The organism is Paenibacillus sp. FSL K6-1330, assembly GCF_037976825.1.
Classification (GTDB): domain Bacteria; phylum Bacillota; class Bacilli; order Paenibacillales; family Paenibacillaceae; genus Paenibacillus_AQ.
Genome location: NZ_CP150269.1, coordinates 7401627 through 7427485, shown reverse-complemented (window position 1 = coordinate 7427485; position 25859 = coordinate 7401627). Strand labels below are relative to the sequence as shown.

General features: G+C 46.3%; 26 protein-coding genes and 1 tRNA gene. 21 read left to right on the top strand and 6 right to left on the bottom strand.

Annotated elements, in window-relative coordinates; genetic code table 11:
* The first annotated feature begins 675 nt into the window (after positions 1-675).
* Positions 676-1440, top strand: coding sequence for a hypothetical protein (locus NYE54_RS33820; protein ID WP_339269166.1), 765 nt, complete (start codon positions 676-678; stop codon positions 1438-1440).
* Between the two features lie 175 nt (positions 1441-1615).
* On the opposite strand, the gene gntK is transcribed toward NYE54_RS33820, so the two are convergent.
* The 4 genes from gntK to gnd form a co-directional block, all read right to left on the bottom strand.
* Positions 1616-3163 (bottom strand): gluconokinase, encoded by a 1548-nt coding sequence (gene gntK / locus NYE54_RS33815; protein ID WP_339269164.1) that lies wholly within the window; start codon positions 3161-3163, stop codon positions 1616-1618.
* 87 nt (positions 3164-3250) lie between these two features.
* Entirely contained in the window at positions 3251-4612 is a 1362-nt protein-coding gene (locus tag NYE54_RS33810; RefSeq protein ID WP_076326301.1) for a GntP family permease, read from the bottom strand.
* 162 nt (positions 4613-4774) lie between these two features.
* Positions 4775-5452 carry a GntR family transcriptional regulator gene (locus NYE54_RS33805; protein WP_339269161.1) on the bottom strand — a complete coding sequence of 226 codons (678 nt, stop codon included), beginning with the start codon at positions 5450-5452 and terminating at the stop codon, positions 4775-4777.
* A gap of 135 nt (positions 5453-5587) precedes the next feature.
* A complete protein-coding gene (gene gnd / locus NYE54_RS33800; RefSeq protein WP_339269160.1) occupies positions 5588-6487 on the bottom strand; it encodes a phosphogluconate dehydrogenase (NAD(+)-dependent, decarboxylating) in 900 nt (299 codons plus the stop codon).
* A 454-nt stretch (positions 6488-6941) separates the two neighbouring features.
* On the opposite strand from gnd, the gene rpmH reads away from it, so the two are divergent.
* From rpmH to NYE54_RS33740, 12 genes are all read left to right on the top strand, one after another.
* Positions 6942-7076: a 50S ribosomal protein L34 gene (rpmH, locus tag NYE54_RS33795; protein ID WP_006207379.1), complete on the top strand. Its 135-nt coding sequence runs from the start codon at positions 6942-6944 to the stop codon at positions 7074-7076.
* Positions 7077-7299: 223 nt separating this feature from the next.
* Positions 7300-7650: a ribonuclease P protein component gene (rnpA, locus tag NYE54_RS33790; RefSeq protein ID WP_009591465.1), complete on the top strand. Its 351-nt coding sequence runs from the start codon at positions 7300-7302 to the stop codon at positions 7648-7650.
* A 75-nt stretch (positions 7651-7725) separates the two neighbouring features.
* The gene (locus tag NYE54_RS33785) at positions 7726-8619 is read left to right on the top strand and encodes a YidC/Oxa1 family membrane protein insertase (RefSeq protein WP_076326298.1); all 894 of its coding nucleotides are present in this window, start codon (positions 7726-7728) and stop codon (positions 8617-8619) included.
* Positions 8616-9401 carry an RNA-binding cell elongation regulator Jag/EloR gene (jag, locus tag NYE54_RS33780; protein ID WP_339269157.1) on the top strand — a complete coding sequence of 262 codons (786 nt, stop codon included), beginning with the start codon at positions 8616-8618 and terminating at the stop codon, positions 9399-9401. Before NYE54_RS33785 ends, jag begins: the two co-directional genes overlap by 4 nt.
* Positions 9402-9591: 190 nt before the next feature.
* Positions 9592-10968, top strand: coding sequence for a tRNA uridine-5-carboxymethylaminomethyl(34) synthesis GTPase MnmE (gene mnmE / locus NYE54_RS33775; RefSeq protein ID WP_339269155.1), 1377 nt, complete (start codon positions 9592-9594; stop codon positions 10966-10968).
* A gap of 109 nt (positions 10969-11077) precedes the next feature.
* Entirely contained in the window at positions 11078-12964 is a 1887-nt protein-coding gene (gene mnmG / locus NYE54_RS33770) for a tRNA uridine-5-carboxymethylaminomethyl(34) synthesis enzyme MnmG (RefSeq protein ID WP_339269153.1), read from the top strand.
* A 3-nt stretch (positions 12965-12967) separates the two neighbouring features.
* Positions 12968-13690, top strand: coding sequence for a 16S rRNA (guanine(527)-N(7))-methyltransferase RsmG (gene rsmG, locus NYE54_RS33765; protein WP_076326294.1), 723 nt, complete (start codon positions 12968-12970; stop codon positions 13688-13690).
* Positions 13691-15165: 1475 nt separating this feature from the next.
* Positions 15166-15984: a nucleoid occlusion protein gene (noc, locus tag NYE54_RS33760; protein ID WP_076326293.1), complete on the top strand. Its 819-nt coding sequence runs from the start codon at positions 15166-15168 to the stop codon at positions 15982-15984.
* A gap of 267 nt (positions 15985-16251) precedes the next feature.
* Positions 16252-17013: an AAA family ATPase gene (locus NYE54_RS33755; RefSeq protein WP_076326292.1), complete on the top strand. Its 762-nt coding sequence runs from the start codon at positions 16252-16254 to the stop codon at positions 17011-17013.
* Positions 17006-17845, top strand: coding sequence for a ParB/RepB/Spo0J family partition protein (locus tag NYE54_RS33750; protein ID WP_076326291.1), 840 nt, complete (start codon positions 17006-17008; stop codon positions 17843-17845). Before NYE54_RS33755 ends, NYE54_RS33750 begins: the two co-directional genes overlap by 8 nt.
* 235 nt (positions 17846-18080) lie before the next feature.
* Positions 18081-19229 (top strand): aminotransferase class V-fold PLP-dependent enzyme, encoded by a 1149-nt coding sequence (locus tag NYE54_RS33745; protein WP_339269151.1) that lies wholly within the window; start codon positions 18081-18083, stop codon positions 19227-19229.
* Between the two features lie 38 nt (positions 19230-19267).
* Positions 19268-19768 carry a DUF4446 family protein gene (locus NYE54_RS33740; protein WP_339269150.1) on the top strand — a complete coding sequence of 167 codons (501 nt, stop codon included), beginning with the start codon at positions 19268-19270 and terminating at the stop codon, positions 19766-19768.
* Here NYE54_RS33740 and yyaC read toward each other — a convergent pair.
* Positions 19743-20348, bottom strand: a complete 606-nt coding sequence (yyaC, locus tag NYE54_RS33735) for a spore protease YyaC (RefSeq protein ID WP_076326288.1) — start codon at positions 20346-20348, stop codon at positions 19743-19745. The genes NYE54_RS33740 and yyaC overlap by 26 nt on opposite strands.
* A 261-nt stretch (positions 20349-20609) precedes the next feature.
* On the opposite strand from yyaC, the gene NYE54_RS33730 reads away from it, so the two are divergent.
* From NYE54_RS33730 to NYE54_RS33715, 4 genes are all read left to right on the top strand, one after another.
* Complete coding sequence (locus NYE54_RS33730) at positions 20610-20864, top strand: DUF3343 domain-containing protein (protein WP_098749598.1); 255 nt, start codon at positions 20610-20612, stop codon at positions 20862-20864.
* Between the two features lie 15 nt (positions 20865-20879).
* Entirely contained in the window at positions 20880-21779 is a 900-nt protein-coding gene (locus NYE54_RS33725; protein WP_339269147.1) for a mechanosensitive ion channel family protein, read from the top strand.
* A gap of 67 nt (positions 21780-21846) precedes the next feature.
* A complete protein-coding gene (locus tag NYE54_RS33720) occupies positions 21847-22068 on the top strand; it encodes a DUF951 domain-containing protein (RefSeq protein ID WP_076326286.1) in 222 nt (73 codons plus the stop codon).
* Positions 22069-22140: 72 nt separating this feature from the next.
* A tRNA-Ser gene (locus tag NYE54_RS33715) sits at positions 22141-22231 on the top strand.
* A 574-nt stretch (positions 22232-22805) separates the two neighbouring features.
* Here NYE54_RS33715 and NYE54_RS33710 read toward each other — a convergent pair.
* Entirely contained in the window at positions 22806-23000 is a 195-nt protein-coding gene (locus NYE54_RS33710; RefSeq protein ID WP_053490757.1) for a YjzC family protein, read from the bottom strand.
* Between the two features lie 238 nt (positions 23001-23238).
* Here NYE54_RS33710 and rpsF point away from each other — a divergent pair, with 238 nt between their 5' ends.
* From rpsF to NYE54_RS33690, 4 genes are all read left to right on the top strand, one after another.
* A complete protein-coding gene (rpsF, locus tag NYE54_RS33705; protein ID WP_036640509.1) occupies positions 23239-23523 on the top strand; it encodes a 30S ribosomal protein S6 in 285 nt (94 codons plus the stop codon).
* Positions 23524-23571: 48 nt separating this feature from the next.
* The gene (ssb, locus tag NYE54_RS33700) at positions 23572-24066 is read left to right on the top strand and encodes a single-stranded DNA-binding protein (RefSeq protein WP_076326285.1); all 495 of its coding nucleotides are present in this window, start codon (positions 23572-23574) and stop codon (positions 24064-24066) included.
* A 21-nt stretch (positions 24067-24087) separates the two neighbouring features.
* Positions 24088-24360: a 30S ribosomal protein S18 gene (gene rpsR, locus NYE54_RS33695; protein ID WP_006207333.1), complete on the top strand. Its 273-nt coding sequence runs from the start codon at positions 24088-24090 to the stop codon at positions 24358-24360.
* Positions 24361-25174: 814 nt separating this feature from the next.
* Complete coding sequence (locus NYE54_RS33690) at positions 25175-25849, top strand: SOS response-associated peptidase (protein ID WP_339269142.1); 675 nt, start codon at positions 25175-25177, stop codon at positions 25847-25849.
* Positions 25850-25859 lie beyond the last annotated feature (10 nt).

Sequence of the window (25859 nt, the reverse complement as noted above, 5' to 3'; positions counted from 1 at the left end):
AACTGTCACTCCTTTAAATCTTCCAAATGTGGCTAGAGCCATGTGTGGAATTGTCGAAAGAAAATGAATGATGTCTAATTATCCCCAGAACTAACTCCTGTGGAAACAAAAAAATATGGATAAATTGAAATTGTTCACAACTTTATCCACAGCCTGTTGATAATATTATAGCTTCATTCACATATTCACAACCAAAAGTAATATCATCATAGCAAAAGAAGGCCTTATTTTCAATGTATGTCGCTAATTTATCCACAAATTCAATACGTTGTGCATAATTTTTATTCACACCACTATATATTGTTTATAATTTGTTTAGCCTTCGACATCATTGGCCTCAAAACGCAAAAAATTATTCACAGGTTGTCCGATTCACAAGCAGAATTTTCTTCTCTCACCATCTGTTCATAACTTATGGTTGAATGTTCTAGCAGCCAATCAATCGACCAAAGGTGAAAAATGGCTGTGGATAGTCTTCAAATGGAATCGCTAGATTTCCATTTGAGGGCTTTTTTTATAGAAAAATCTTGCTTAATCTGTACTCGTGAGCCTTTGAAAGGCCCCTTATTTAAGGTTTAAATCGCGATGGGTATCGTATAACGGCAGTTTATTAGGGACTTAAGTTGGCAATAGGCAATCCTTTGGCTTTTGAAACCTTTTTTGTGAAGGGACCGTATGATTAGAAAAAATCGGAACGGGGAGTCAAGGATGCGGACGGAAGGGAAGGCCTTGAATTGGAGAAGAATAGGGTTATTACTCGCTCTGGCGGCCGCATTGGTTCTAATTACCGTGTGGGCCCAGGGCTATTATTCGAAGAAAGTGTTTCATATGGAAGGACTAAAGTACGCCAAATATGCCGATTTGGGAAGCGGGAGCATCGTATATAGGGCATCATTTGGCCGCGGCGAGCCGATTTATGTTCATACTTATGAAGATGAGAAACGGGTTGAGATTGCGGGCGAGGTATATGAAATCCGGGCATATGAAAAGGAATCAGGCCATTCTGCATCATACGAAGTGAGTTATCCTGACGGTAAGACCTACCTCGTGAAACCTTTTGGAGACCGGAGCTTTCTTGCTTACAACGAGGAAGGGGAGATGGTGGTACCCGGCATCAGGTTCATGGTCGGCAGCCAAGTTCACCGTTCCGATCCGGAAGAGCCACGCTACTTCCCCACGGAGCTTGCAAAGGCTGCCGACGAGCAGTTTCATGACCCTAACGGCAGCGTAGGATTCTTCATATTGGCGCTCGTGATGCTGATCTATGCCTGGTGCGGATTCCGTTATGAAGCCTTTCAACGCTTTATGTTTCATATGTCGCCCTCGAATTGGATGGTTGATAATCCGGAGCCAAGCGATTTTTACTTCTTTATGTGTAAGGCAGGGGGAATTTTCGGTATGGGATTCTCACTGTGGATATTTTTCACACAGGCATTATGACAAAAAAAGCCCGTTTTCGCCATGGATCGGATCCATCGAAAACGGGCTTTTATTTCAGATAAAGTATAAACTTCGAAACTTGGCCTACCTGATATTGCAAGAAAAACAACATCTAATCGCCGGTCTGTTTTCTCTAGAATGTACGTAGATAGACGTTTTCCTTACTATAGTAAGCTTACGATTGCTCGAATCGGCGCTGAAATTGGCTGATGGCTTCATAATCTTCTTCCAGTTTCCGCGAAATGCGGATGAAGATTGGCAGCAGAGCCTTATAAACATCAGAACTTTCCTTCACAGGCTGGTGTTCATGGGTGCCGCCAACCATCGTCTCTACAATGTCGAGTGAATCGGCTCTTCCTGTAGCGTACAGACCAAGGACTACGGCGCCAAGGCAAGAGCTCTCGTAGCTCTCCGGCACGATCACCTGCTGGTCAAAAATATCCGCCATCATCTGCCGCCAGATCGGTGAACGGGCGAAACCGCCGGTGGCATGGATTTTGGCCGGCCGGCCGATTTGTTCCTCCATCGCCAGCAGAACGGTATACATATTAAAGATCACGCCCTCCAGCACGGAGCGGATCATATGCTCTTTTTTATGATTCAGGGTTAAACCAAAGAACGACCCACGGGCATTCGGATCCCATAATGGCGCACGTTCTCCGGTCAGGTACGGGTGGAATAGCAGGCCGTTCGAGCCTGGCGGAATACGGTCCGCGATTTTGGTGAGTACATCATACGAATTAATGCCGAGCCGCTTGGCCGTTTCAACCTCGGAGGCGGCAAATTCATCGCGAACCCAGCGGAAAATCATGCCGCCGTTGTTGACCGCACCCCCGATGACCCAGTGCTTCTCCGTTAATGCGTAGCAGAAAATCCGTCCCTTCGGATCGGTCATCGGCTTGTCAACAACCGTACGGATGGCACCGCTCGTACCGATGGTAGCGGCAACGACTCCCGGCTTGATGGCATTCACGCCGAGGTTCGACAGCACGCCGTCGGCAGCTCCAAGCACGAAGGGAGTGGAAGTGGAGAGCCCCATGGCTGCGGCATACTCGCTTTTTAGGCCTTCTATAATATGTGTCGTCGGTACTATCGCAGATAAATGGTCCTCCGTGATGCCAGCGAGCTCGAGCGCCTGCTGGTCCCATGCCAGTGCCTCAAGGTTCATCATTCCGGTACTGGAGGCAATGGAGTGGTCTACAATATATTGGCCAAATAGTTTGAAATAAACATATTCTTTAATCGAAATGAATTTGGCTGTTTGATGAAAGATGGAAGGTAGCTCATGGCGCATCCACATCAGCTTGGTCACAGGCGACATCGGATGAATCGGAGTTCCGGTTCTAAGATACAGCTCCATGCCGCCGAGTTCTTTTTTGAGCTTTGCAGACCAGGCAGCACTGCGGTTGTCGGCCCAAGTAATGCAGCGAGTCAAAGGGGTACCTTGGCTATCTACGGCAATGACGCTGTGCATGGCCGCACTGAAAGAAACGAACAGAACTTGAGCCGGATCAATCCCGCTCTGCGACATGACCCCTTGGACAGAGGAAATGACGGTCTGAAAGATTTGCTCCGGATCTTGTTCCGCCGTAGAGGGAGTAGGGGTGAGCAGCGGATATTCGCCGCCGGCTTTGGCTACAACCTCACCATTCTCCTTGAAAAGCACGGCTTTGGTGCTGGTTGTTCCGATATCGACACCGATCATATAGTTCTGAGTACTCAAGAGACATACCTTCTTTCTACGTAAGGGCACCCGGTTCGCTGTCAAAATATCAGCATTCCGGGAGCCCCCATGTGACTTATTGCTTCATTATACAATTACATTGAGAACCAGAGCCAACACCAGTCCGGTCAGGGACAGAATTGTCTCCATCACGGTCCAGGATTTCAGCGTCTGGGCTACCGTCATGTTAAAGAATTCTTTTACCATCCAGAAGCCGGCATCGTTCACGTGAGACAGTACGATGGAGCCTGCCCCGGTAGCAAGCACCACAAGCTCTACGTTAGCCCCAGGCGTCATGGCAAGCACAGGAGCGACAATCCCAGCGGCAGTCGTCATGGCTACAGTGGCGGAACCGGTTGCAACTCGAATGAGTGCGGCTACAAGCCACGCGAACAGGATGATATTGATATTTGCACCGGTTGCAATTTCGGCAATGGCATTGCCGACGCCGCTGTTGATCAGAACCTGCTTGAATGCACCGCCCGCACCGATGATCAGAATGATCGTAGCGATCGGAGCGAGACATTCGCTGGTGAAGCGGGACAGATCATGTTTATTAAAGCCGCGTGCGAATCCCAGCGAGAAGAAGGAGAAGACTGCAGCGATGAGCAGTGCAATGACTTCATGACCGATAAATTTGCAGAACACGGCTATAAAGCTGGTGGACTCCGGATCGATAATATCGGCTGCGGAACCGATAAGCATCAGAATGACCGGCAGCAAGATTGTAAACAAAGTGATGCCGAAGCCGGGTAATCCGCGTTCAGCTTTGCTTGAGAACTGCTCGGCAAGTTCCTCGGGTGGTTCGGTTCGGATCCGTTTGCCGATGAATTTGCCGAACACCGGACCGGCCAGTATCGCTGCAGGGATCCCGACCAGGAGCGAGTAGAGGATCGTCATGCCAAGGTTCGCATCATAAGCTTCAATAGCAATCATTGGAGCGGGATGCGGAGGCACCAAACCGTGAACGGTGGACAATCCGGCGAGAATCGGAATGCCGATGTGCAGCAGAGACATTTTCGTTTTGCGTGCAACCGTGAAGACAATAGGAATCAACAGGATAACGCCCACCTCGAAAAATACGGGAATACCGACGATAAAGCCGACAATCATCATGGACCAATGGACCCGCTTTTCGCCGAAGCGATCAACGAGGGTGGTCGCGATTTGCTCGGCGCCTCCGGATTCAGCCATCATTTTTCCGAGCATGGTACCAAGGGCGATAACGATGGCAATCGTTCCAAGCGTTCCCCCCAGGCCGCCTGTGATCGAAGTAATAACATCCGCAGGCTGCATGCCCGTCAATAGACCAAGGATCAGAGCGGAGATCAGTAGGGTCACGAAAGGGTTCCATTTATATTTGGAAATCAGCACGATCAGGAAGACGATCGTCAGCAGCGTCCAGATCATTAATGTAGCATTATGACTGAGACCGAATAGTGAGTTCATATCTTGCTTCCTCCTATAGATTACCCATTTTGAATTGGGAAATGGTTCATATCGAGCTGTTCTGCGGTAGTATACCCAAAACAAAGCTGAATTCTATTGTATACTTGTCGACAACTTAGAGCGCATGCAGTGTTTCGTAAGACGGAGGAAGGGAGGATTAAGCTAACCCTCCGGAAAACTAAGATGAAGCGTTTGACGGGAATCATCGAAATAATGTTGAACCGCCGTTTGGATCCGTGCCGGATCCAGGGATTCCATCTCTGCAATAAGCTGAAGATGCTTGTCCATGACATACCGAATCTTGGTGCCTCCGCCACCGAACACCTGACGGGTCGTAATTAACATGACTGTGATCACGATAGGGCGAATGCTCTTCCACAGATGAAGAATCCGTTTATGGTTTGCTTCCGTAATGATCCGTTCATGAAAAGCCAAATCCTGATAGGAGAATTCAACCGGGTCCTGATGTTTCGCTGCAAGCTCCATCCGATCAACGATTTGTTTTAAATGTTGGATTAATTTCGGCTGGGGATTCGCAAACACTTGGCCTTGAACAAAGCTCTCAATAAGAAAACGGACATCGTATAATTCTTCTACTTCCTTAAGCGATAAGCCCATGACAACGGCGCCCATGCGCTCCAATTGTATCAATCCTTCGCTGGACAGCGTTTTCATTGCTTCCCGCACAGGAGATCGGCTGGTGCCGAATTCACCTGCAATCCGGTTCTCGGACAGGATTTCTCCGCGCTTGATGGTACCACTAATAATCTGTAATCTCAGTTCACTGGCGATGGCCTCTCCGAGAGAGGCTCCTTGAAGCCACGTTGAGGGAAATTTCATAGCATAATTCTCCAATCCGGTACTGATTCTAATTTTCTCTAGTGGTAATGATACCACATCGAAAGGAAAAGGGACCATAAAGAGACTATGACATGATGCCCTTAAGAAACAGCAGGTTATAGAAGAGAATTAATGCTATTCCGATTTTTCAACCGCATGGCCACCGAATTCATTACGCAGTGCTGCAACGACTTTGCCGTGGAACGTATCTTGGTCAAGGGAGCGATATCGCATGAACAGCGACATGGCAATGACTGGAGCGCTGGCTTGAACCTCAAGTGCCGTTTCAACGGTCCATCTTCCTTCACCGGATGATTTCATGACGCCTTTGATGCCATCCAGCTTCGGATCCTTGGAAAATGCGTTTTGCGTCAGCTCCATGAGCCAGCTCCGAATGACGGAACCATTGGACCATACCCGCGCGACATCCTCATAGTTGAAGTCGAACGCGCTTTTTTCCAACACTTCAAAGCCTTCCGCAATGGATTGCATCATGCCGTATTCGATTCCGTTATGGACCATTTTCAGAAAATGACCGCTGCCGCTTTCCCCGGCATACAAGTAACCGTTCTCAACAGCCATATCCTTAAATAGGGGTTCAATGCTGTTGAATACGTCGCGGTTGCCCCCAATCATAAAGCAGCCACCGTTATGAGCGCCTTCCATACCGCCGGAAGTGCCGGCATCAAAATAATAAATGCCTTGATCCGCCAGCCGCGCTGCACGGGCTTTGGAATCTTTATAATGTGAATTGCCACCGTCAATCAGAATATCACCGGACTCGAGGAGTGGGGTGAGGGAATCGATGACGGAATCCACGATATCTCCAGCTGGTACCATCATCCAAACGATGCGGGGTTTATCCAGTTTGGCAACAAGCAATTCAGTTGATGCTGCGGCCTCGGCACCACACTGGGCAGCTTGATCGACCAATTCCTTATTTAAGTCGTAAGCTACGACCTGATGCTGATGATGAATTAGATTCTGAACCAGATTGAGCCCCATTTTCCCCAGACCGATCATGCCTATTTTCATAAAACAAAGCAGCTCCTTCTTCGGTGTATACTTGTATACAACTTAAATTCAATTATTTATACTACTCTTTTATAGCGCATGTGTAAATAAGGGACATTTTAGGGATGAAAGGCGTTATATGGATCGAAAAATGACATCCACAACCTATTTAAATAGGTTATCCCCATGTGGATAATTCAAAACTAGCAATAATGACTACTTGTGGAAAACTTAAGTGCTTGCTGAAGTTAACTAAGGTTTGACTTTTGGGCCTGAACGTGATTAAATGTATAAAGGCATTTTCTGTGAAGATGAGAACATTATCCGCTACCATTTAGCGGTCTGTTTACAAGAGATACGTCCATAGACGTCGGTTCAACAAATCGCGGTCTATTCTTCCGTGAAAGTGCGTCGATTGACGTTATGATCTTAAAATATGGGTACGACATATTCCTGTAAGGGGGTGCATTAATTCATGAGACCGACTTTCAAACCGAATGTAAGCAAACGTAAAAAGGTACACGGCTTCCGTAAAAGAATGAGCACGAAGAACGGACGCAAAGTATTGGCTAACCGCCGTCAAAAAGGCAGAAAAGTACTGAGCGCTTAATATTGTGCCACGAAGACCACCGAGGTGGTCTTTTTTTCGTAATATCTCCTGCAGTGTGAGGAGTTTCCTTTTGAAATCGGCAGGATATAGGCTATAGTTTGTCTTAAAGTATTCCAAGTGAGTGTTTATAGCGGTTTTGGCATGACTATACTATTATAATAGAAGAGATGCCAAAGAAACGTTTGATTCTTGAACTTGATTAACGGCAGGGCGGGAGAAACTTGTGCATAGAAAACTTCGTTTACGGAACCGCGCTGATTTCAGCCGGGTATATCGACACGGAAAGTCCTTCGCCAATCATCAATTTGTTGTATATTGGTCACGCAAAAAAGAGGTAGAGCAGTTTCGCGTTGGCGTTTCATGCAGCAAAAAGATCGGCAATGCGGTTGTCCGCAACCGGATGAGACGGCTGGTTAAAGAGATTGTCAGGCACCATCAGCATCAGATTATCGAGCATATTGACCTGATCTTTATCGTTCGAAAGGGAGCACTCGATAAGTCATATCAGGAGCTGGAAAAAAGCGTGCTTCATGTATTGAGGAAATCGTCCCTTCTGAAAGCGAAGAGGGGCTGAACCATGTGTTTATTTGTCCATATAAATATGTTATGATTTACCGTGGAATGGAATGGCGAAGAGAGGGGTTTTGAAGTGTCGTTCATGAAGACAAGACGAGGGAAATGGTTCCTCCTCACCGCTGTAATACTTGCAGTGGCCGTTATATCAGGTTGTGCGCCTGGTGGAGCTGACCAAACGCGTACCATTGAAGATTTGAAAAATGGAGGCTTTTGGCAGAGCAACGTTGTTTATTACTTTACATGGGCACTTGATACGTTTGCTACATGGTTTAACGGTGAATACGGATTGTCCGTACTCGTGATGGTGCTTATCGTCCGTACTTTGATTTTACCGCTGACTCTGAAACAGGTCAGAAGCTCGAAGGCAATGCAGGCCATTCAGCCTGAAATTCAGAAAATTCGCGAGAAATATAAAGATCAACCTGAAAAAGTTCAAATGGAAACGATGAAGCTCTTCCAGGAGAATAAGGTTAATCCGATGGCGGGATGTTTGCCGCTGATCGTACAAATGCCGATATTTATCGCACTCTATCATTCGATTTACTATAACAATCTCCTTCGTGATCACGAATTCCTGTGGCTGCAATTAGGTCAACCGGACAAGCTGTTTATTTTGCCGGTGCTTGCCGCTGTAACTACGTTTTTCCAAACGAAAATGATGATGAAGATGAACCCGTCTCAGCAAATGGGAATGATGCAGTTCATGCTGTTTGTTTATCCGATTCTGATCTTTGTAATGTCCTTCCAGTTCCCTTCGGCACTTCCGTTGTACTGGTTCTACAGTAACCTCTACACGATCGTGCAGAACTACTTCTTGTACCGCAACAATGACAAGGCTGCTATCGTGGCAAGCGTTGCCAGCGCAACCGACGGTCAGAAGAGCAATAAGAGCGGTAACAAGGGCGGGAAAAAGAGTGGCAGCAAAGGTGGGAAAAAAGGTTCGAAGGGAGCCAAGAAGTCGAGATGAGTAAAATCGTCGCAACAGGAAAAACCATTGAAGATGCTGTCGCACAAGGGCTGGCCCGATGGGGTGTAAGTCAAGACCGTGTATCGGTTCAAGTATTGAGTCAGCCATCAAGAGGATTCCTGGGCCTGTTCGGGGTCAAGGAAGCGAAAGTCGAACTAACGCTCCTGCCTGACGGTGCTGGCGGCGATTCATCTGTGAAGGAAGTACCACCTACGAACGCGCAAGCTGTTCCAGCCAAAGTGGTTCAGGTCTCTAATACCTCTGTAATGACGCAGGAACCTGCTGTCAGCATGGATACAGAGAGCCCTGACACAGCTTCGCTTGCAGGCAAGGATCCTTACCAGGAGGCCATCACCTTTCTGATTGAAACCGGACAAGCCATGGGGCTTGATATTTCGGTTGACGTCGAGAAGGGGAAAGACTTTACCACGCTTCAAATTTCCGGCGCCGGACTTGGACTGATGATCGGGCGCAGAGGTCAGACTCTGGATGCCCTTCAGTATCTGGCGAATATCGTAGCTAATCGTTACTCCGACAGTTATCTTCGCATCGTACTGGATGCTGAGAACTTCCGTGACCGTCGCAAGAAGACGCTGGAGGATCTGGCGGATCGGTTAGCGGGACGGGTTCTGAAGACCCGTAAAGAGATTGTGCTTGAGCCTATGCCTGCTGCTGAGCGGAAAGTGATTCACGCCAAACTCCAGTCGCATGGAGCCGTGAAGACGTACAGCAAGGGCGAAGAGCCGAACCGGCGGGTTGTCATTACACCCAAGTCGTCCTAAATGAGTTGAAGAGTATATATAAACAATGACTCCTTAAGCTTCAAGAGGGAGTCATTGTTTTTTAAAAAGACCTATACAGGAAGACTCCAGCAGGAGGTTTTCTTTAACGTTGATAGATGTAGCAGCCGGATTATATATGATATGGCTGTAATTCTGATGTTTTTAACGAAAGAAAGAGGTGAAGGAAACGATGTTTAGTGATACGATTGCAGCTATTTCAACAGCTGTCGGTGAAGGCGGCATTGCGATTATTCGCGTTAGCGGGCCGGATTCCGTTCAGGAAGTGGAGCGTATATTCAAAAGTAAAAACAAGTTAACGGAAGTGGACTCCCATACCGTTCATTACGGTCATATTGTAGATCCGAAAACGGGAGAAAACCTCGAAGAGGTGCTCGTGACGGTGATGCGTGCTCCTCGATCGTTCACGACCGAGGATGTCGTCGAGATCAGTGCCCATGGTGGGGTCATCTCCGTCAAGCGGGTGATGGATTTGTTGCTTCAATTAAACATCCGTTTGGCGGAACCGGGTGAATTTACGAAGCGGGCTTTCTTAAACGGGCGGATCGATCTATCCCAGGCGGAAGCCGTTATCGACCTGATTCGTTCGAAATCCGATCGCGCCTTTTCCGTTGCCCTCAAGCAGGTTGAAGGAACGTTATCCCGTAAGATTAACGAGCTTCGTCATACCTTGGTCGAAACGCTGGCCCATATTGAAGTGAATATCGATTATCCTGAGCATGACGTGGAGTCGCTTACTTCAGAATTCATTAAAGAGAAAAGCCAGCTTGTCATGGGTGAAATTGATAAGCTGCTGAAGACTGCGCAAGAAGGGAAAATCCTACGTGAAGGGATTACGACAGCTATTATCGGTCGCCCTAATGTGGGCAAATCTTCGCTTCTAAACACGCTGGCCCAGGATAATCGGGCGATTGTCACGGATATACCGGGGACGACTCGCGATGTGATTGAGGAATTTGTGACTATTAACAATATTCCGTTGAAGCTGCTCGACACTGCGGGCATCCGGGAAACGATGGATGTGGTCGAGCAGATCGGCGTTGAACGATCCAAGCATGCGGTAAACGAAGCGGATCTCATTCTGCTCGTGCTGAATGCCAGTGAATCGCTGCATCAGGACGAATTGGAATTGATGGAACAAATACGCGGTAGACAATGTATTGTCATTATGAATAAAATGGACTTACCGTCTAATCTCGATCTGGACATTCTGCATCGGTACTACCCCGATGAATTGATTGTTCCGATGTCGATGAAGGCACAAGAGGGAATTGACCGGTTGGAAGAGGCTATATCCAACTTGTTCTTCAGCGGCCAGATTGAAGGCGGAGATCTGACGTATGTAAGCAATGTGCGACATATCGCTTTGCTGAAGAAATCCAAGCAGTCGCTGCAGGATGCTTACGATGCGGCTGAACAGTTCATCCCGATTGATATGATCCAAATCGATGTGAGAATGGCTTGGGAGCAGTTAAGTGAGATATTGGGCGAAGCGGTTGGCGATTCGCTCATTGATCAGATTTTTTCACAGTTTTGCTTGGGTAAATAAGCCCCAAGGATTACTATATATAGTAGGAACGGCTCAGCAATTTCAGGGATATCCGAGGTGGATGCCCTTTGATTACGTATATAACACAATTAGAACAGGATGGTGAGCTATGAGCTATATGGGTGGCACTTATGACGTGATTGTAGTCGGTGCAGGACATGCCGGCTGCGAGGCTGCACTTGCATCTGCACGAATGGGTGCTGAAACGTTGATGGTTACCATCAACTTGGATATGGTTGCTTTTATGCCGTGTAACCCGTCCATTGGAGGGCCTGCCAAAGGCCATGTCGTGCGCGAAATCGACGCACTGGGTGGAGAAATGGGACGCAATATTGATAAAACCTTCATTCAAATGCGAATGTTGAATACAGGTAAAGGTCCGGCTGTCCATGCGCTGCGTGCTCAAGCCGATAAGTTTTCTTATCAGCATACCATGAAAGAGACGATGGAGAAGGAAGAGAAGCTTACCCTTCGTCAGGGTATGGTGGATCAGCTCATCGTAGAAGATGGTGTGTGCGTGGGGATCATAACGCAGACGGGTACGGAATATCGTGCGAAAGCCGTTGTGCTGACAACCGGTACGTATTTGCGCGGTAAAGTTATTATGGGTGAATTGATGTATGAGAGCGGTCCGAACAATCAACAGCCGTCGGTAAAACTTGCGCATAACCTGCGCGAGCTTGGATTTGACCTTGTTCGCTTCAAGACAGGTACACCCCCGCGAGTGCATAAGGATACGATTGATTTCTCTAAGACCGAAATTCAGCCTGGGGATGAGAAGCCTAAGTTCTTCTCTTATGAAACAAAGTCCTCCGACAATGAGCAGCTTCCTTGCTGGTTGACGTATACGTCGGTGGATACGCATCAGATCATCAATGACAACCTTCACCGCGCACCAATGTTCTCCGGCGTTATTGAAGGTACTGGGCCACGTTATTGCCCATCCATCGAGGACAAGATCGTTCGTTTTGCCGACAAACCGAAACATCAAATTTTCCTTGAGCCTGAAGGTAAAAATACGAAAGAATACTACGTGCAAGGGCTATCCACCAGCATGCCTGAGGATGTTCAGCTTGCGGTTCTTCGTTCCATCCCCGGAATGGAGAAGGTAGAAATGATGCGTAACGGATATGCTATCGAGTATGATGCAATGGTGCCAACACAGCTGTGGCCGTCTTTGGAAACGAAAAAACTGCCGGGTCTGTTCACAGCCGGACAGATCAATGGAACCTCGGGCTATGAAGAGGCAGCAGGACAAGGCATTATGGCGGGAATCAATGCAGCACGTAAAGTGCAGGGCAAAGAGCCAGTGATATTGGATCGTTCCCAGGGTTATATTGGAGTGCTGATCGATGATCTGGTGACTAAAGGGACAAATGAGCCTTATCGTTTGCTCACCTCCCGTGCAGAATATCGTTTGCTGCTTCGTCATGATAATGCCGATTTGCGTCTTACTGAAATCGGTCACGAAATCGGCCTCATTTCGGAAGAGCGTTATGCTAAATTCATTCAGAAGAAGCAACTGGTTGAGCAAGAGATCGAACGTCTTCGTCAAACGAAGGTGAAGCCCGTTGAAGTGAATGCGATGCTGGAAGCGGCCGGTTCTGCACCAATTGTGGATGGAAGCAATATGCTGACGATCCTGCGTCGTCCGGAAATCACGTTTGCGATGATTGAGTCGCTCTCACCGTCTCCTTACGAACTGGATGAGGAAATGAAGGAGCAAGTCGAAATTCAAATCAAATATGCGGGTTATATTGAGAAACAGCTGGGTCATGTGGAAAAGCTGCAGAAGATGGAGAAAAAACGCATTCCCGAAGATATCGTTTATGACGAAATCAACGGACTGGCCATGGAAGCTCGGCAGAAGCTGAACAAGATCCGTCCGATCTCCATCGGTCAGGCATCACGCATTGCAGGTGTAACGCCAGCGGATATTTCGATACTTCTCGTTTACCTGGAGCATTATAACCGGGTAACCGCAGCGAAAGGATAAGGAATGGACGACATTCAGAAGGCTTTTGTTGACCGGCTCGGTGAGCACGGGATTACGATCGATGAGATACAGCTTCACCAGTTCGAGATGTATTACGAAATACTGGTAGAGTGGAACGAGAAAATGAATTTAACCGGAATTACCGAACGGGAGCAAGTTTATACGAAGCATTTTTACGACTCGATTACACTCGCCTTTTACGTGGATATGACTCAAATCGGCAATCTGGCGGATATCGGATCAGGCGCTGGCTTCCCAGGTATTCCTCTGAAAATATGTTTCCCGCATGTGAAACTGACGATTGTGGATTCGCTTAACAAACGAATTAACTTTCTGAAGCATGTTGTGGATACGATTGGCCTGAATGGGGTTGAACTGATTCACGGGCGTGCGGAAGAGGTTGCTCGTAAGCAGGGGTACCGTGACGGGTTCGACCTGGTCACCGCAAGAGCGGTTGCTCGCATGGCTGTGTTGAACGAGTTCTGTCTACCTTTCACCAAGGTAGGGGGGCGATTCGCCGCTATGAAGGGCAGTGACCCTACGGAAGAGGTGAAGGAGGCGGCTCGCAGCTTGAAGGAGCTGAGAGGGGCTTTGAACAAGGTTCATTCGTTCTCCTTACCCGTAGAGGAATCTGGCCGGCATATCGTGGTAATCGATAAAAAGGGAGCCACGCCTTCCAAGTACCCCCGCAAGGCGGGTACGGCCAGCAAGACGCCGATTGTGTAAGTATCTTGCAACTCCGATCTAAGGCACTATCAATGACTCCCTTGCAGAAGCAAGCTTGGCAAGGAGACAAGTAAACTAATCAAAGAGAAGGACTCTATGGAGTTCTTCTCTTTTTTAATTGGCTGTGTAAGATTTGTTGAGCGGGCAGATCGGTCGTTAATATCTTTTTCTATTCACATATGCAATACATAGAGACCGTTGTTTATTTTAATTTCGTTGGTTAAGTCCATCCGTACGTTTATCTATTCTATAGATTGGGACGTGGGGTGAAATCACATAAGGAATTCGACTTGGATCACCGAGTGGGAGGAAGTCTATGAAGCATCTTTAGGTTTTGATCACGCGTTCACCCTTTGCGTGGATTTTATTAAACAGAACCAAGGCTGGCTTCTAAAGGGAGATTTTTAAGTTCAAGCTGAGCTTATAGATAAGAATGAAATCAACACTGTGGATGCACCTGATAAATTTGCAATGTTTCACGTGAAACATTAGAAGTAAGTTGTCGGATATAAATAGACATCCCTTTGGAAGTGTTATTTCTTGTCAGATTATTTTGATATCAACTATGTTATCTAACTTGGATATTGAAGGATAGACCCCCCAAGGAAAGGAAGTTTGAAGGTATCATAATCTGCGCCGGAGAACGCTAAGTGCGCAAAGGGAGCAGTGACGCACGATGTTACATAATTCGTATTCATTCATCTACTAGCTTTTGAGATTCAGCTCGTCTTTGACTTGGATGATATTGGTCGTTTGAAAGATCTAATCTATTGGCAAATCCCACAATTATTCTGAATGCTAGGATCGTTAGAAAGGCTGCAGGATAGATAAATGTGGCCTATTAACATGATATCGACGCAAAAACTTTGGAACTGTGCACAAATCATGTATAAAGCAAGCGAGAAATGAAGGAAAAAAGGTGATATTGGAGAATAGAGTTATAGGACAAAAAGTGGTAGAATAGAATCGTAGTATCCATTTGGACAGAAGGGCCGGTTTGCCCGTTCTTTAATAGGATGAAAGAGTATAAATCCTGGTTTGGTCACTTTTCCATCCTTGCTTCGTGCAGTCAACAACCTTGATCGTTGTGGCTGCTGTTTTTTGGAAAGTGCCGTGCGATCCCAAGGGGATCATGGCCTTATGCGAAGTAGAAAACATATATACCACTTGTGAGATATCGATTGATAGTAAGCATCATGATAAAACCTCCTGTTATATCTCTCAAGAAGAAACCGCTTCATGCAGCGGTTTGGATCAGAGTAATACGTCTATGATCACCACAGGCGTCTTTTCTCTGATCAGCATGAAATCTGTTTTTGCAGGGAAATGCCTGGCACCACAGTGGATTCTAGCGCCAATGGATGGTGGAATCATCTGTGTATGGCTCCATATTGTGGTTGTCCAATCGTTTAACCGATTCCGGGATATTCGGAGGCTTATCCGTGCTATCATGAAATTAGGTGGTAATATACGGAATGAAAGAACAATTTTCGAGATTGTTTGGCTTAGCGGCAGAGCGGAACCAAGGGGATGAAGTGAAACAAATCCCGGTAAACGAGATTGTCAGCAGCCCATACCAGCCACGGACGATTTTTGATGATGAGAAGATTGATGAACTGCTCCAGACGATTAAAACTCATGGAGTCATTCAACCTATCGTTGTTCGCGTCCGTAATGGCATGTATGAGATCATTGCAGGGGAACGCCGCTGGCGTGCGGTTAAGAAGCTGGGTCTGGACACGATTCCGGCCATTGTTCGGGAGTTCAACGATTCACAGGCGGCATCGATTGCGTTAATCGAAAATTTGCAGCGTGAAGGACTGACGTCCATTGAAGAGGCTGTTGCTTATCAGAAGCTGATTGATCTTCATCAACTGACACAAGAGAGCTTGGCACAGCGTTTAGGAAAAAGCCAGTCTACGATTGCAAACAAGATTCGCTTGCTGCAGCTGCCAGAAGCAGTCAAAGTGGCTTTGATGGAACGTAAAGTGACGGAACGCCATGCTCGTGCGCTGCTTTCTTTAGATAATGAAGAAACCCAGCTCAAGGTGCTGGACGAGATCATTACCAAGGAACTGAATGTGAAGCAGACGGAGGCACGAATCGCCTTTTATAAAGAAGTAACAACGATGAAGAAGTCTAAGCGTATATCTTATAGTAAGGATGTTCGCCTGGCTTTGAACACGATTCGTCAATCGATTGATATGGTATCCGGTTCCGGGATGGCAATTAAAACAACAGAGAATGATCATGAAGATCACTATGAAATCGTTATAAAAATACCTAAACGTTAAGATATGGTGTGAAGCGGTATGCATCGTACCGCTTTTTCTGTTGATCAAGAGATAGTGCTCTACACCAGACTGTATCGATTAACGAAGGGGTTAGGTTTGTTGTTACAGATGAGAACCATGTAATTTATTATTACTCATTTTCATCCGCTATATCCTGGGCATCCTGGAGTTACCGGGAACGTTCGCTTAATACACATATACAGCCTATCGCTGTATATCATCTATTGCGACTACTTAGAAGAGTCTTCCTACATTGAGGTGAAATGAGTGTCAAAGATAATTGCCATAGCAAATCAAAAGGGCGGTGTCGGCAAAACGACGACTTCCGTCAATCTGGGAGCTGGATTGGCTTCGCTAGGCAAACGGGTGCTTTTGGTGGATATAGACCCCCAAGGAAATACAACGAGTGGGGTTGGCATTAATAAAGCCGATGTTGCAAATTGCATATATGATATTATCATCAATGAAGTACACCCGAAGGACGCCATCTGTGGGACTAACATAGAAGGATTGGACATCATTCCGGCAACCATTCAATTGGCTGGTGCTGAGATTGAGCTTGTCCCTACGATTTCTCGTGAGGTACGATTGAAGAAATCACTACAATTAATCAAGCCTCAGTACGATTATATTTTGATTGATTGTCCTCCATCGCTTGGCATTTTAACGATCAATTCATTGACCGCGGCCGATTCAGTAATTATCCCGATTCAATGTGAGTATTACGCACTGGAGGGTCTGAGTCAGCTGCTGAATACGGTTCGCCTTGTTCAGAAACACCTGAATACCTCTCTCAAGATTGAAGGCGTATTGCTGACGATGCTGGATGCGCGCACGAACCTGGGCATTCAAGTGATTGAAGAAGTGAAAAAGTATTTTCAGGAAAAAGTGTACAGAACGATTATTCCTAGAAACATTCGTTTGAGTGAGGCACCTTCTCATGGACAGTCGATCATTACATATGATCCTCGTTCTAAGGGAGCGGAAGTATACTTGGAGCTGGCAAAGGAAGTGATCTCGTATGAGTAAACGATTGGGAAAAGGGCTGGATGCGCTTATTCCATCTTTGTCTATTCATGATGATGACAAGGTAGTGGAAATTCCGCTCAGTCAATTGCGAGCGAATCCGTATCAGCCGCGCAAGACATTTAACGATGAGGCAATCCAGGAATTGGCGGAATCGATCCGTCAGCATGGAGTTATACAACCGATTATCGTCCGCAGTGTGCTGAAAGGGTATGAGATTATTGCCGGGGAGCGCAGATTCCGGGCATCCCAATATTGCGGAAAAGCTACGATTCCGGCGGTGGTTCGATCTTTTAGCGATCAACAGGTTATGGAAATTGCCCTGATTGAGAACCTTCAGCGCGAGAACCTGAACGCCATGGAGATTGCTGTAGCTTATCAAGGTTTAATGGAACAATTTTCCTTAACCCAAGAAGAGCTTTCATTGAAGGTAGGTAAGTCTCGTTCTCACATCGCTAACTTTTTGCGGTTGCTTTCCCTACCAGAAGAAGTGAAGGATAATGTTTCACGTGGAACATTGTCCATGGGACATGCCCGAGCGATCGTTGGAATAAAGGATCCAATTCTTGTTAAGCAGTTGGCAAAACAGTGTGTTGAGCAAGAGTGGAGTGTTCGTGAACTAGAGGAAGCTGTTAAGAATCTGGATCGTAAACCAACGGATAAAGCGAAGCCTAAGGTTAAGAATAGAGATCCTTATATCGATCATTTGGAAGAGGATCTGAGAGAACGGTTTAAAACAACTGTCAAAATTAAGCACAATAAGGATAAAGGGAAGATTGAGCTTAATTACTATAGCAGACAGGACCTGGAGCGGTTGTTGGAACTTCTTCAATAAAGAGTCGTAGTTTTGTTGAAGAAGATACTATTGTGAGTGACGGGTTGAACAACAAATGGTCGAACAGCAAATGAGTGTGATTAAAAACCAAAGACATGTCGACGTTCCTGTAAGGGAATGAGATATGTCTTTATTTAACTAAACGTGAAGCCATAGCCTTGATGCTGGATTAAAGAGGTTTTTGGACATATCCTGTTAAGAGACACCAATACGGTAAAGATGAAGGGGAAACATCATGGACCCGATCGTTTATCTGGATCATGCAGCCACTTCGTGGCCAAAGCCTCCTGAAGTATTTGAGGCGATGAGAAAGGCGATGGAGGAGGAGGCTGCAAACCCGGGACGTGGGAGTCACCGGATGGCGGTGAAAGCTTCTCGTGTACTCTACGGAACGCGAAAGACGCTCGCGGATTTGTTTGGGGTGAAAAATCCTAATGATATTGCGCTGACATCGAATACAACAGAAGCGTTGAATTTAGCAATCAAAGGCTATTTGCGTGAAGGCGACCATGTGATTGCCACTATGATTGAACATAACTCAGTGCGAAGACCGTTAGAGTTTTTGAAACGCACCCGAGGGATACAAGTGGACTACGTTCCTGTCGATGAGGAAGGCCAGCTTGATGTGCAACTAATGGAGGGCGCTTTTCGTTCTAATACTAGGCTTGTTGTATGTAGTCACAGTTCCAACCTTCTTGGTTCGATTATTCCTCTCGTTGAAATAGGAGAACTGGTGAAGAGGAAAGGGGCCGTACTGCTCGTAGATGCTGCCCAGAGTGCCGGTATGCTGGATGTTCACGTGGAGGAGATGCATGTAGGCATGTTGGCTTTTCCGGGGCATAAAGGGCTTCTGGGGCCGCAGGGGACAGGCGGGTTGTATATCTCGCCTGATATTGATCTGGAACCATTACTGCACGGAGGCACAGGGAGTCAATCGGAGGCTATTGAACAGCCAACGGTACGTCCGGATCGATATGAGGCAGGGACGCCTAACACGATTGGATATGCGGGATTGCAAGCGGGTGTGAAGAAGGTGCTTGAATGGACACCCCAGCATATTTACCGGCATGAATGGGAGTTAACGCAATATATGATGGAGGGTCTACAAGAGGTAGGAGGCCTTCGAATACTAGGTCCTGCTCTTGGACAGGCGAGGACAGGTATTGTTGCATTTGTGTCGGAGCGATTCAGTGCGTCTGAATTGGCTTTCCGACTGGACCGGGAATATGGAATTGCTGTGCGTGCCGGTTATCATTGTACACCGCTTGCCCATATGGTATCAGGCACGGAACAGACGGGTGCAATCAGAGCAAGCGTGGGGATATCTACTAGCCGTGACGAGGTAGAGTTCATGCGAAAAGCGATTGCAGAGATTCATAGTTAATCGAATAGATCAAGATGGAGAAGAGGAAGGAAGAAAGCATGTCTGAATTAAATGAATTGATCATGGAACAGCTTCATTGGTTTGTCGTCGGAATGGTCATGATCATCTTGATCTTATGGGTAACTTTAATTGTACAAGGGACAAAACTGCGTAAAATGAGGCGACGTTATGATGCGATGATGGAAGGCAGTGGGGTAGAAGACATCGAATCGCTGTTGGTCCAATTGAAAATCCAAATGGATGAGATTGAAGAGGGACATGCCCATCATCAAAAAATGCTGGATACGATCAGCGGCAGTTTGAAAGGGATGAAGTCCAAGGTTGGTATCGTACGATACAATGCGTTTGGCGAGCGGGGAAACGAAATGAGCTTCTCCCTGGCTATTCTCAGCGAACAAGAGGAAGGGATCGTGCTGACCGGTCTGCATAACCGGGAGAGCTCTTTTGTGTATGCTAAACCACTGAAGGATGGGCAGTCCAAATATCCATTGTCTCCGGAAGAAAAAGAGGCCGTCACTCTTGCGCTGCAAGAAGGGTAGAACGGTTCCACTCTTTGATGCCTGCAAATAGGCAGGTTGCAATAATATCAGACAACCGCATGACCAAGCTTAAGCGAGTGTTCTGCAATACGAAGTATTCCATAAAGCCGCCGACATTGACGATACCCGTTACATGGATATCGCCGACCGGCGGTAATTCTTTATGTACGCCGGCTCCAGGCTTTAGAGGACCATCGGATATCTGAATAGAGCCTACACTTGATGATTGCCCTAAACAAGCATCAATTCCGATTACAAAAGGGTTGTCGAATTTTTCGTATATGGCCGTTAGCGTATCCTTCAGATTCATGGCGTGGACAGGCTCGTCCAGCGTACCGTAGAGATGAAACATGGAACTGTTGTAGCGTGCAAGTGAGGTGCCGACAAGCGGCCCCAGGCAGTCGCCGGTAGACCGGTCGGTACCGATGCAGACAATGACAAGCGGACGATGCTGAATACGGGCGTCAGAGAGATGGAAGAGCAAGCGATGTATAATAGCAGAATGGATATTAGGGTCCGTGTGTGGTATTTTTAAGCTGGAAGCCTCCGGGCGAGACGTGATTTTAGATAGACGGTTCATAGAATCTTCCTTTCGTCTGCATTTGGTAGTATCAGTATATGGATGAAAGACTGTTTTTATACTTTGGGATTCGCTTAAAATGTGATTTATATTCATGTCAGACAGAAGTATGCTCTTAGAAAGAGGGTATGACCTGGACTGCATGAGGTATATGAATATGTTGATCTATGAAAAGGTTTATATAAAACTCTTAATCATTGGAAATGATGAAGAGAAGAACATACATACAAAATGATAGGAATGATGGAGGGGGACGGGGCAGTGGAAGGCGCGATGTTGATCGCATTCGATTCCACCCAGCAGGCACTGCGTGCGGAAATGCTGTTGGAGTACGCGGATATCGAAATTGATCTTTTTCCTACACCAAAAGAGATTACAGCAGGCTGTGCATTATCGATTCAATTCCCACCTGATGCGTTAAAAGATGTTCAAGAGATCATTCAGCAGGAGCATGTGGAGATCCGAGGCATCTTTGCGCTGGATAACAACAAGAGGTATATCAACATCGAAGAGTAAGGGGAGGACATCAGGATGAGGGGCTTTGGTTACTTATCAGCGGAAACGGATGACGGTGTAGATTTAAAAACTATAGCTGAGGAGGCTGAGGGCTTGAAAGATAAAGTCTGGGGATGGTTAACGAATGAAGAGATGTGGATGCATATCCTGTCATCCGGCATTCGGGTTATCATCATTTTTATTCTGACGCGTCTTGTGATACGGGTTGTGTATAAAATGATTGATCAGTTTCTCCTTAGGCAGGAGAAGAGTCGAATACAAGTGAACTCAAGACGTTTTGTCACGGTAGGGGAGTTGTTAAAAAATGTAACCTCCGTTGTATGCAACTTTGTCATGATTTTGATCATTCTCTCGGAGTTCCACTTCGAGTTAGGACCGCTGTTAGCCGGTGCCGGAGTCCTTGGTCTTGCTATAGGTTTTGGTGCACAGAGTTTAGTGAAGGACGTTATTACTGGATTTTTCATTATATTCGAGGATCAGTTTGCGGTAGGTGACGTAATCAAAAGTGGTGAGTACCGGGGAACTGTCGAAATGATCGGGCTTCGCACCTCGCGTGTAAAGGGATTGAATGGGGAGACCTATATCATTCCGAATGGGATGATTACCAGCGTCACGAATTACTCCCTTTCCAACTCATTAGCCATTGTAGATCTACCGGTAAAGAACGACCAGCAGGTGAAGGACACGATTACACTGATTCAAGCGGCCCTTACGGGAATCATGGACCGTCGCCCAGAGGTACAGCGGATACCGGATGTATTAGGAATCCAGTCATTGAATACTTCCGAATATGTTGTTCGTATTGTGGCGGAATGCAATCCGAATGCAAGGGAAGATGTGGAGCGTCAGATTTTTACGGATATCAAACAGGCGATTGAAGCACGGGATTTGGGACAAGAACGCGTGCAGGGTTGATCTAATCGGTTAACCAATGATATATAATAGATAGAAGAAGTGATAGAAGTAAAAGGGAGCGGTAGCCATGGAGCGCAAGGTATTTCAGTTAGGGGATATCGTTCAGATGAAGAAGCCGCATCCTTGTGGGAATAATGAGATGGAGATTATTCGCATGGGGATGGATATTCGGATCAAATGTACAAAATGTCAGCATAGTGTGTTGATCCCCCGTTTAAAGTTTGAGAAGAATATGAAGAAGGTTTTGCGTTCGGCTCAAGAGACGGAAGGGGCAGGGGATACACCGTAATATCTCCTCCCCGAAGCGTTAAGACAAGCTATTGACCATATAATGTTTCCATGATATAATCAATCTTGCTGTGGAAAGGTACCCAAGAGGCCCAAGGGGGCTGACTCGAAATCAGCTAGGCGTCGCAAGGCGTGCGTGGGTTCGAATCCCACCCTTTCCGCCACCAATCGTTTAAAGTTCCGCTGTTATGGTTATAAACGATGTTGATACATAAGTTAGGCGTTAAGCTGTAAAGCGCCTTTGAATAAAATACCCTCATGCAGACGACCTGCAGAGGGTGTTTTTCGTTGGAACAAACTTGAGTTTTTGGTCCCGAGTATTTTTGCACAAAAAAGAAGGGCCCGATTGGGCCCTTCCTTCTGGGTAGGCGGTGCTTGTGAATTGGAATCATTTTATCAGCACTTCTGCGAACCTTGTCAATAGCTTCACTTGTCCAAGAGGTCAAGCATTCGGCTCATTTCCTCAGCTTGCAATCCGTGTGACGATCAGAAACCTCATGCGTCGTTCTGCTGCAACGTTCAACGGAACCACACCTCTCTCATGCACCGCCTGATTATAATGTGCGCATAAAGGTGTCTTTGTATACACACAAAATTCACCGGATAAAAATTCCAATATCAAATGTTTAGATTGCATGGCTTGGTCAACAGTGATTTAAGCCATGACCTGACTTCGTACCGTGCGTAAAGGACGAGGTAAGCATAATGTAAAAACTCCAGGCTGATGTCTTCAGGTGGTTACTTAGGCTGCACTCTGCGCTTGTTTAACCATACACGATCGTCATTTTGGGTTTCAGGAAACGTATCACCTTTGTTCATTTGGATTTGACGAGGATTTTCGATCCCCATGATATGGTCTCTGACGCCCACTTCCATATAAATGCCGTTGTTTGGGGCTTTGTCACCTGCACGAAATTCGGACTGTTCTCCCATTGTGGAATTCCTCCTCATTATGATGGATGGACTGCATGTATTATCATGCGCCATTGGATTCTAAATCATCGCAGGGAAAGTGAGAAAAGCGCGGTAATAAAGGGAAGAGAGCATATTCAGCATTGAAAAGAAACTTGCATCCGATCACCCGTTCTGATATAGTATTATGGTGCGAGTTAGACTCGCTCCTTGCTCTCAACAGAGATTGAGGGCCGAAGTCCATAAGGAGGTGAAACATATGCGCAAATATGAAGTGATGTACATTATTCGTCCTGACATTGAACAAGAAGCTGTTCAAGCTGCAGTCGATAAATTCCAAGGCATCATCTCCAACGGCGGAGAAATTACAAAGCATGACGTAATGGGTAAACGCCGTCTTGCGTATGAGATCAAGAAATTCCGTGATGGCGTATTCGTTCTGGTAAACTTCAATGCAACACCTGAAGTTGTAGCTGAACTTGAGCGTCTCATGAAGATTTCTGACGAAGTTATTCGTTATCTCATCACGAACGACGTTGCTTAATACGTAAAAAAACTTTGTAATTGATTTCGTTCTAAGGAGGGGATTGGATTGTTGAACCGTGTCATTTTGATTGGCCGACTGACTAAGGATCCCGAGCTGCGATATACTCCTTCAGGTGTTGCTGTAACGCAATTTACACTTGCTGTTGATCGTCCGTTTACTGGACAAGGCGGGGAGCGCGAAGCGGATTTCATTCCGGTCGTGACCTGGAGACAGCTTGCGGAGACTTGTGCAAACTATCTGCGTAAAGGCCGTCTGACGGCTGTAGAAGGGCGCATTCAAGTGCGGAATTACGAGAATAACGAAGGTAAGCGTGTATACGTCACCGAAGTCATTGCCGATAATGTTCGCTTCTTGGAGTCAAACCGTGAAACAAGCGGTGGCGGAGGAAATCGTGAGGAATCATCGTTTAGCGGAGGAAGCAACAGCAATAGCAGTGGCGGAAACCGTGGGAACAATAACAACTCACGAAACAACAATCAGGATCCTTTTTCCGATGAAGGAAAACCGATCGATATTTCGGATGATGATTTGCCATTTTAATACGGAAAGGACTGACAACACATGGCTTTTAAACAAAGAGAAGGCGGAGACAACGACAAAAGACCGGCACGCCGTGGCGGCCGCAACAAGCGTCGTAAAGTATGTTTCTTCACTGTGAACAAAATTACTCACATTGACTATAAAGATACAGACCTGCTCAAGAAATTCATCAGCGAGCGCGGAAAAATCTTGCCTCGTCGTGTAACAGGTACTAGCGCTAAATATCAGCGTGCCCTGACGATTGCGATCAAACGCTCCCGTCAAATCGCATTGCTTCCATACACAACTGAGTAATCATTTGTGTCAGAGCGGTCCAGCCTAACTTATAGGCTGGGCCGCTTTTTATTATGGAAGAGTACAGGCTGGTTTCGAGGAGGGATGTGATGAGAGTTGTTAAAGACGAGAGTCTTACAAGTTACAATCCAAGCTTACCTCACAGGTGTGAAAGCTCAGCACGTGATGCGGAAATTATTGATTTTGGGATGAATCAGGGTTATCCAAATGTTGGGGTGTATAATGTCTCCACAGAAGAACCGTGTCTCCCCAGAGTGTACACTAAGAAGGAAAAGCAGCTACCGAGAAACACAAGCCTAGTGTAAAGCTTTCCAGTTTTAAAGCCCTGAAACCATGTCTGCTTTAAATGGACAGTGTCTATTGTAAGCAATACATTTTATAAGATAACTGGAGTACTCTTGTAAGAATTAAAAATACGATTATGAAGGCGAAAAAAAGAAATCTGAAAAAATTCCTTCTATTATATATAGGTATGTATCGGCTCATCAAATGAGAGCTGGGAAGATCACAAAATTGAAAATAAAGTACCATCAAAACGGTGCCTCACCAAAGAGAGGATTATAGGTAGATCCCAAGCTTACCTGATCGAAGATGATGTCTATCGTATACAAACATGATATCAGAACATTGGTACGACAGAGCGCTAAAGAAAATTTAATAATGTGATTACATAAAACTTGCAGAAACCTTTCAATTATATAATGTCCACTCCAGGGATACAAGCGTACAAGTAGTGGAAGCTCCATGTTGTTAGTCTTATTATGCATATTCCGCCTCTATTATCCAAACGATAAAGGAAAAAGGAGGTAGTTGTATGTGCAGACGATTCTCGCTGTCCGCAGGGATCGATGAAGTGAATCAACGCTTTGGCATCAATCGGGTAATGTATTACTACAAAAGCCGATACAACATTAGCCCTACTCAAACCATGCCGGTCATTGTACAGGAACAGGGAGAGCGAGTGCTCGACGAGTATCGGTGGGGGCTAGTGCCCTATTGGGGTAAAGATGCGGTCAATGCGGATATTACAACGGTTGATCAAAATCCCACTTACCGTAGAGCGATTGATACAAGACGCTGTGTGATCCCTTGTAACGGTTTATATTACTGGAGAACGGTTGGCAAACGGAGTTATGCGGTACGGACCGTTATCGGAGATCATGAAATATTTGGTATGGCCGGTCTATACGAGACATGGCGAGATGCAAGAGGAAATGAAATGAGAACATGTACGGTTCTAATGACAGAGGCCAATGAAGCGATTCGAGAGTTCGAAACCCGAATGCCGGCGATTTTGTCTGAGGAAAATATGGCAAAGTGGCTGGATCCGGAAATCCAAGGAAGACATGCGGTTCATCCGCTGCTTCATACGTACCGCGGACAGATGCGAATGTATCCGGTCACGCCGTTAGTGGCTGATGATACACATGATCACCAGCAGTGCATTGAAGAGATGGATTTAAAACTCGCTTGGGTAAAGAATCTGTAGTTCACAAGTA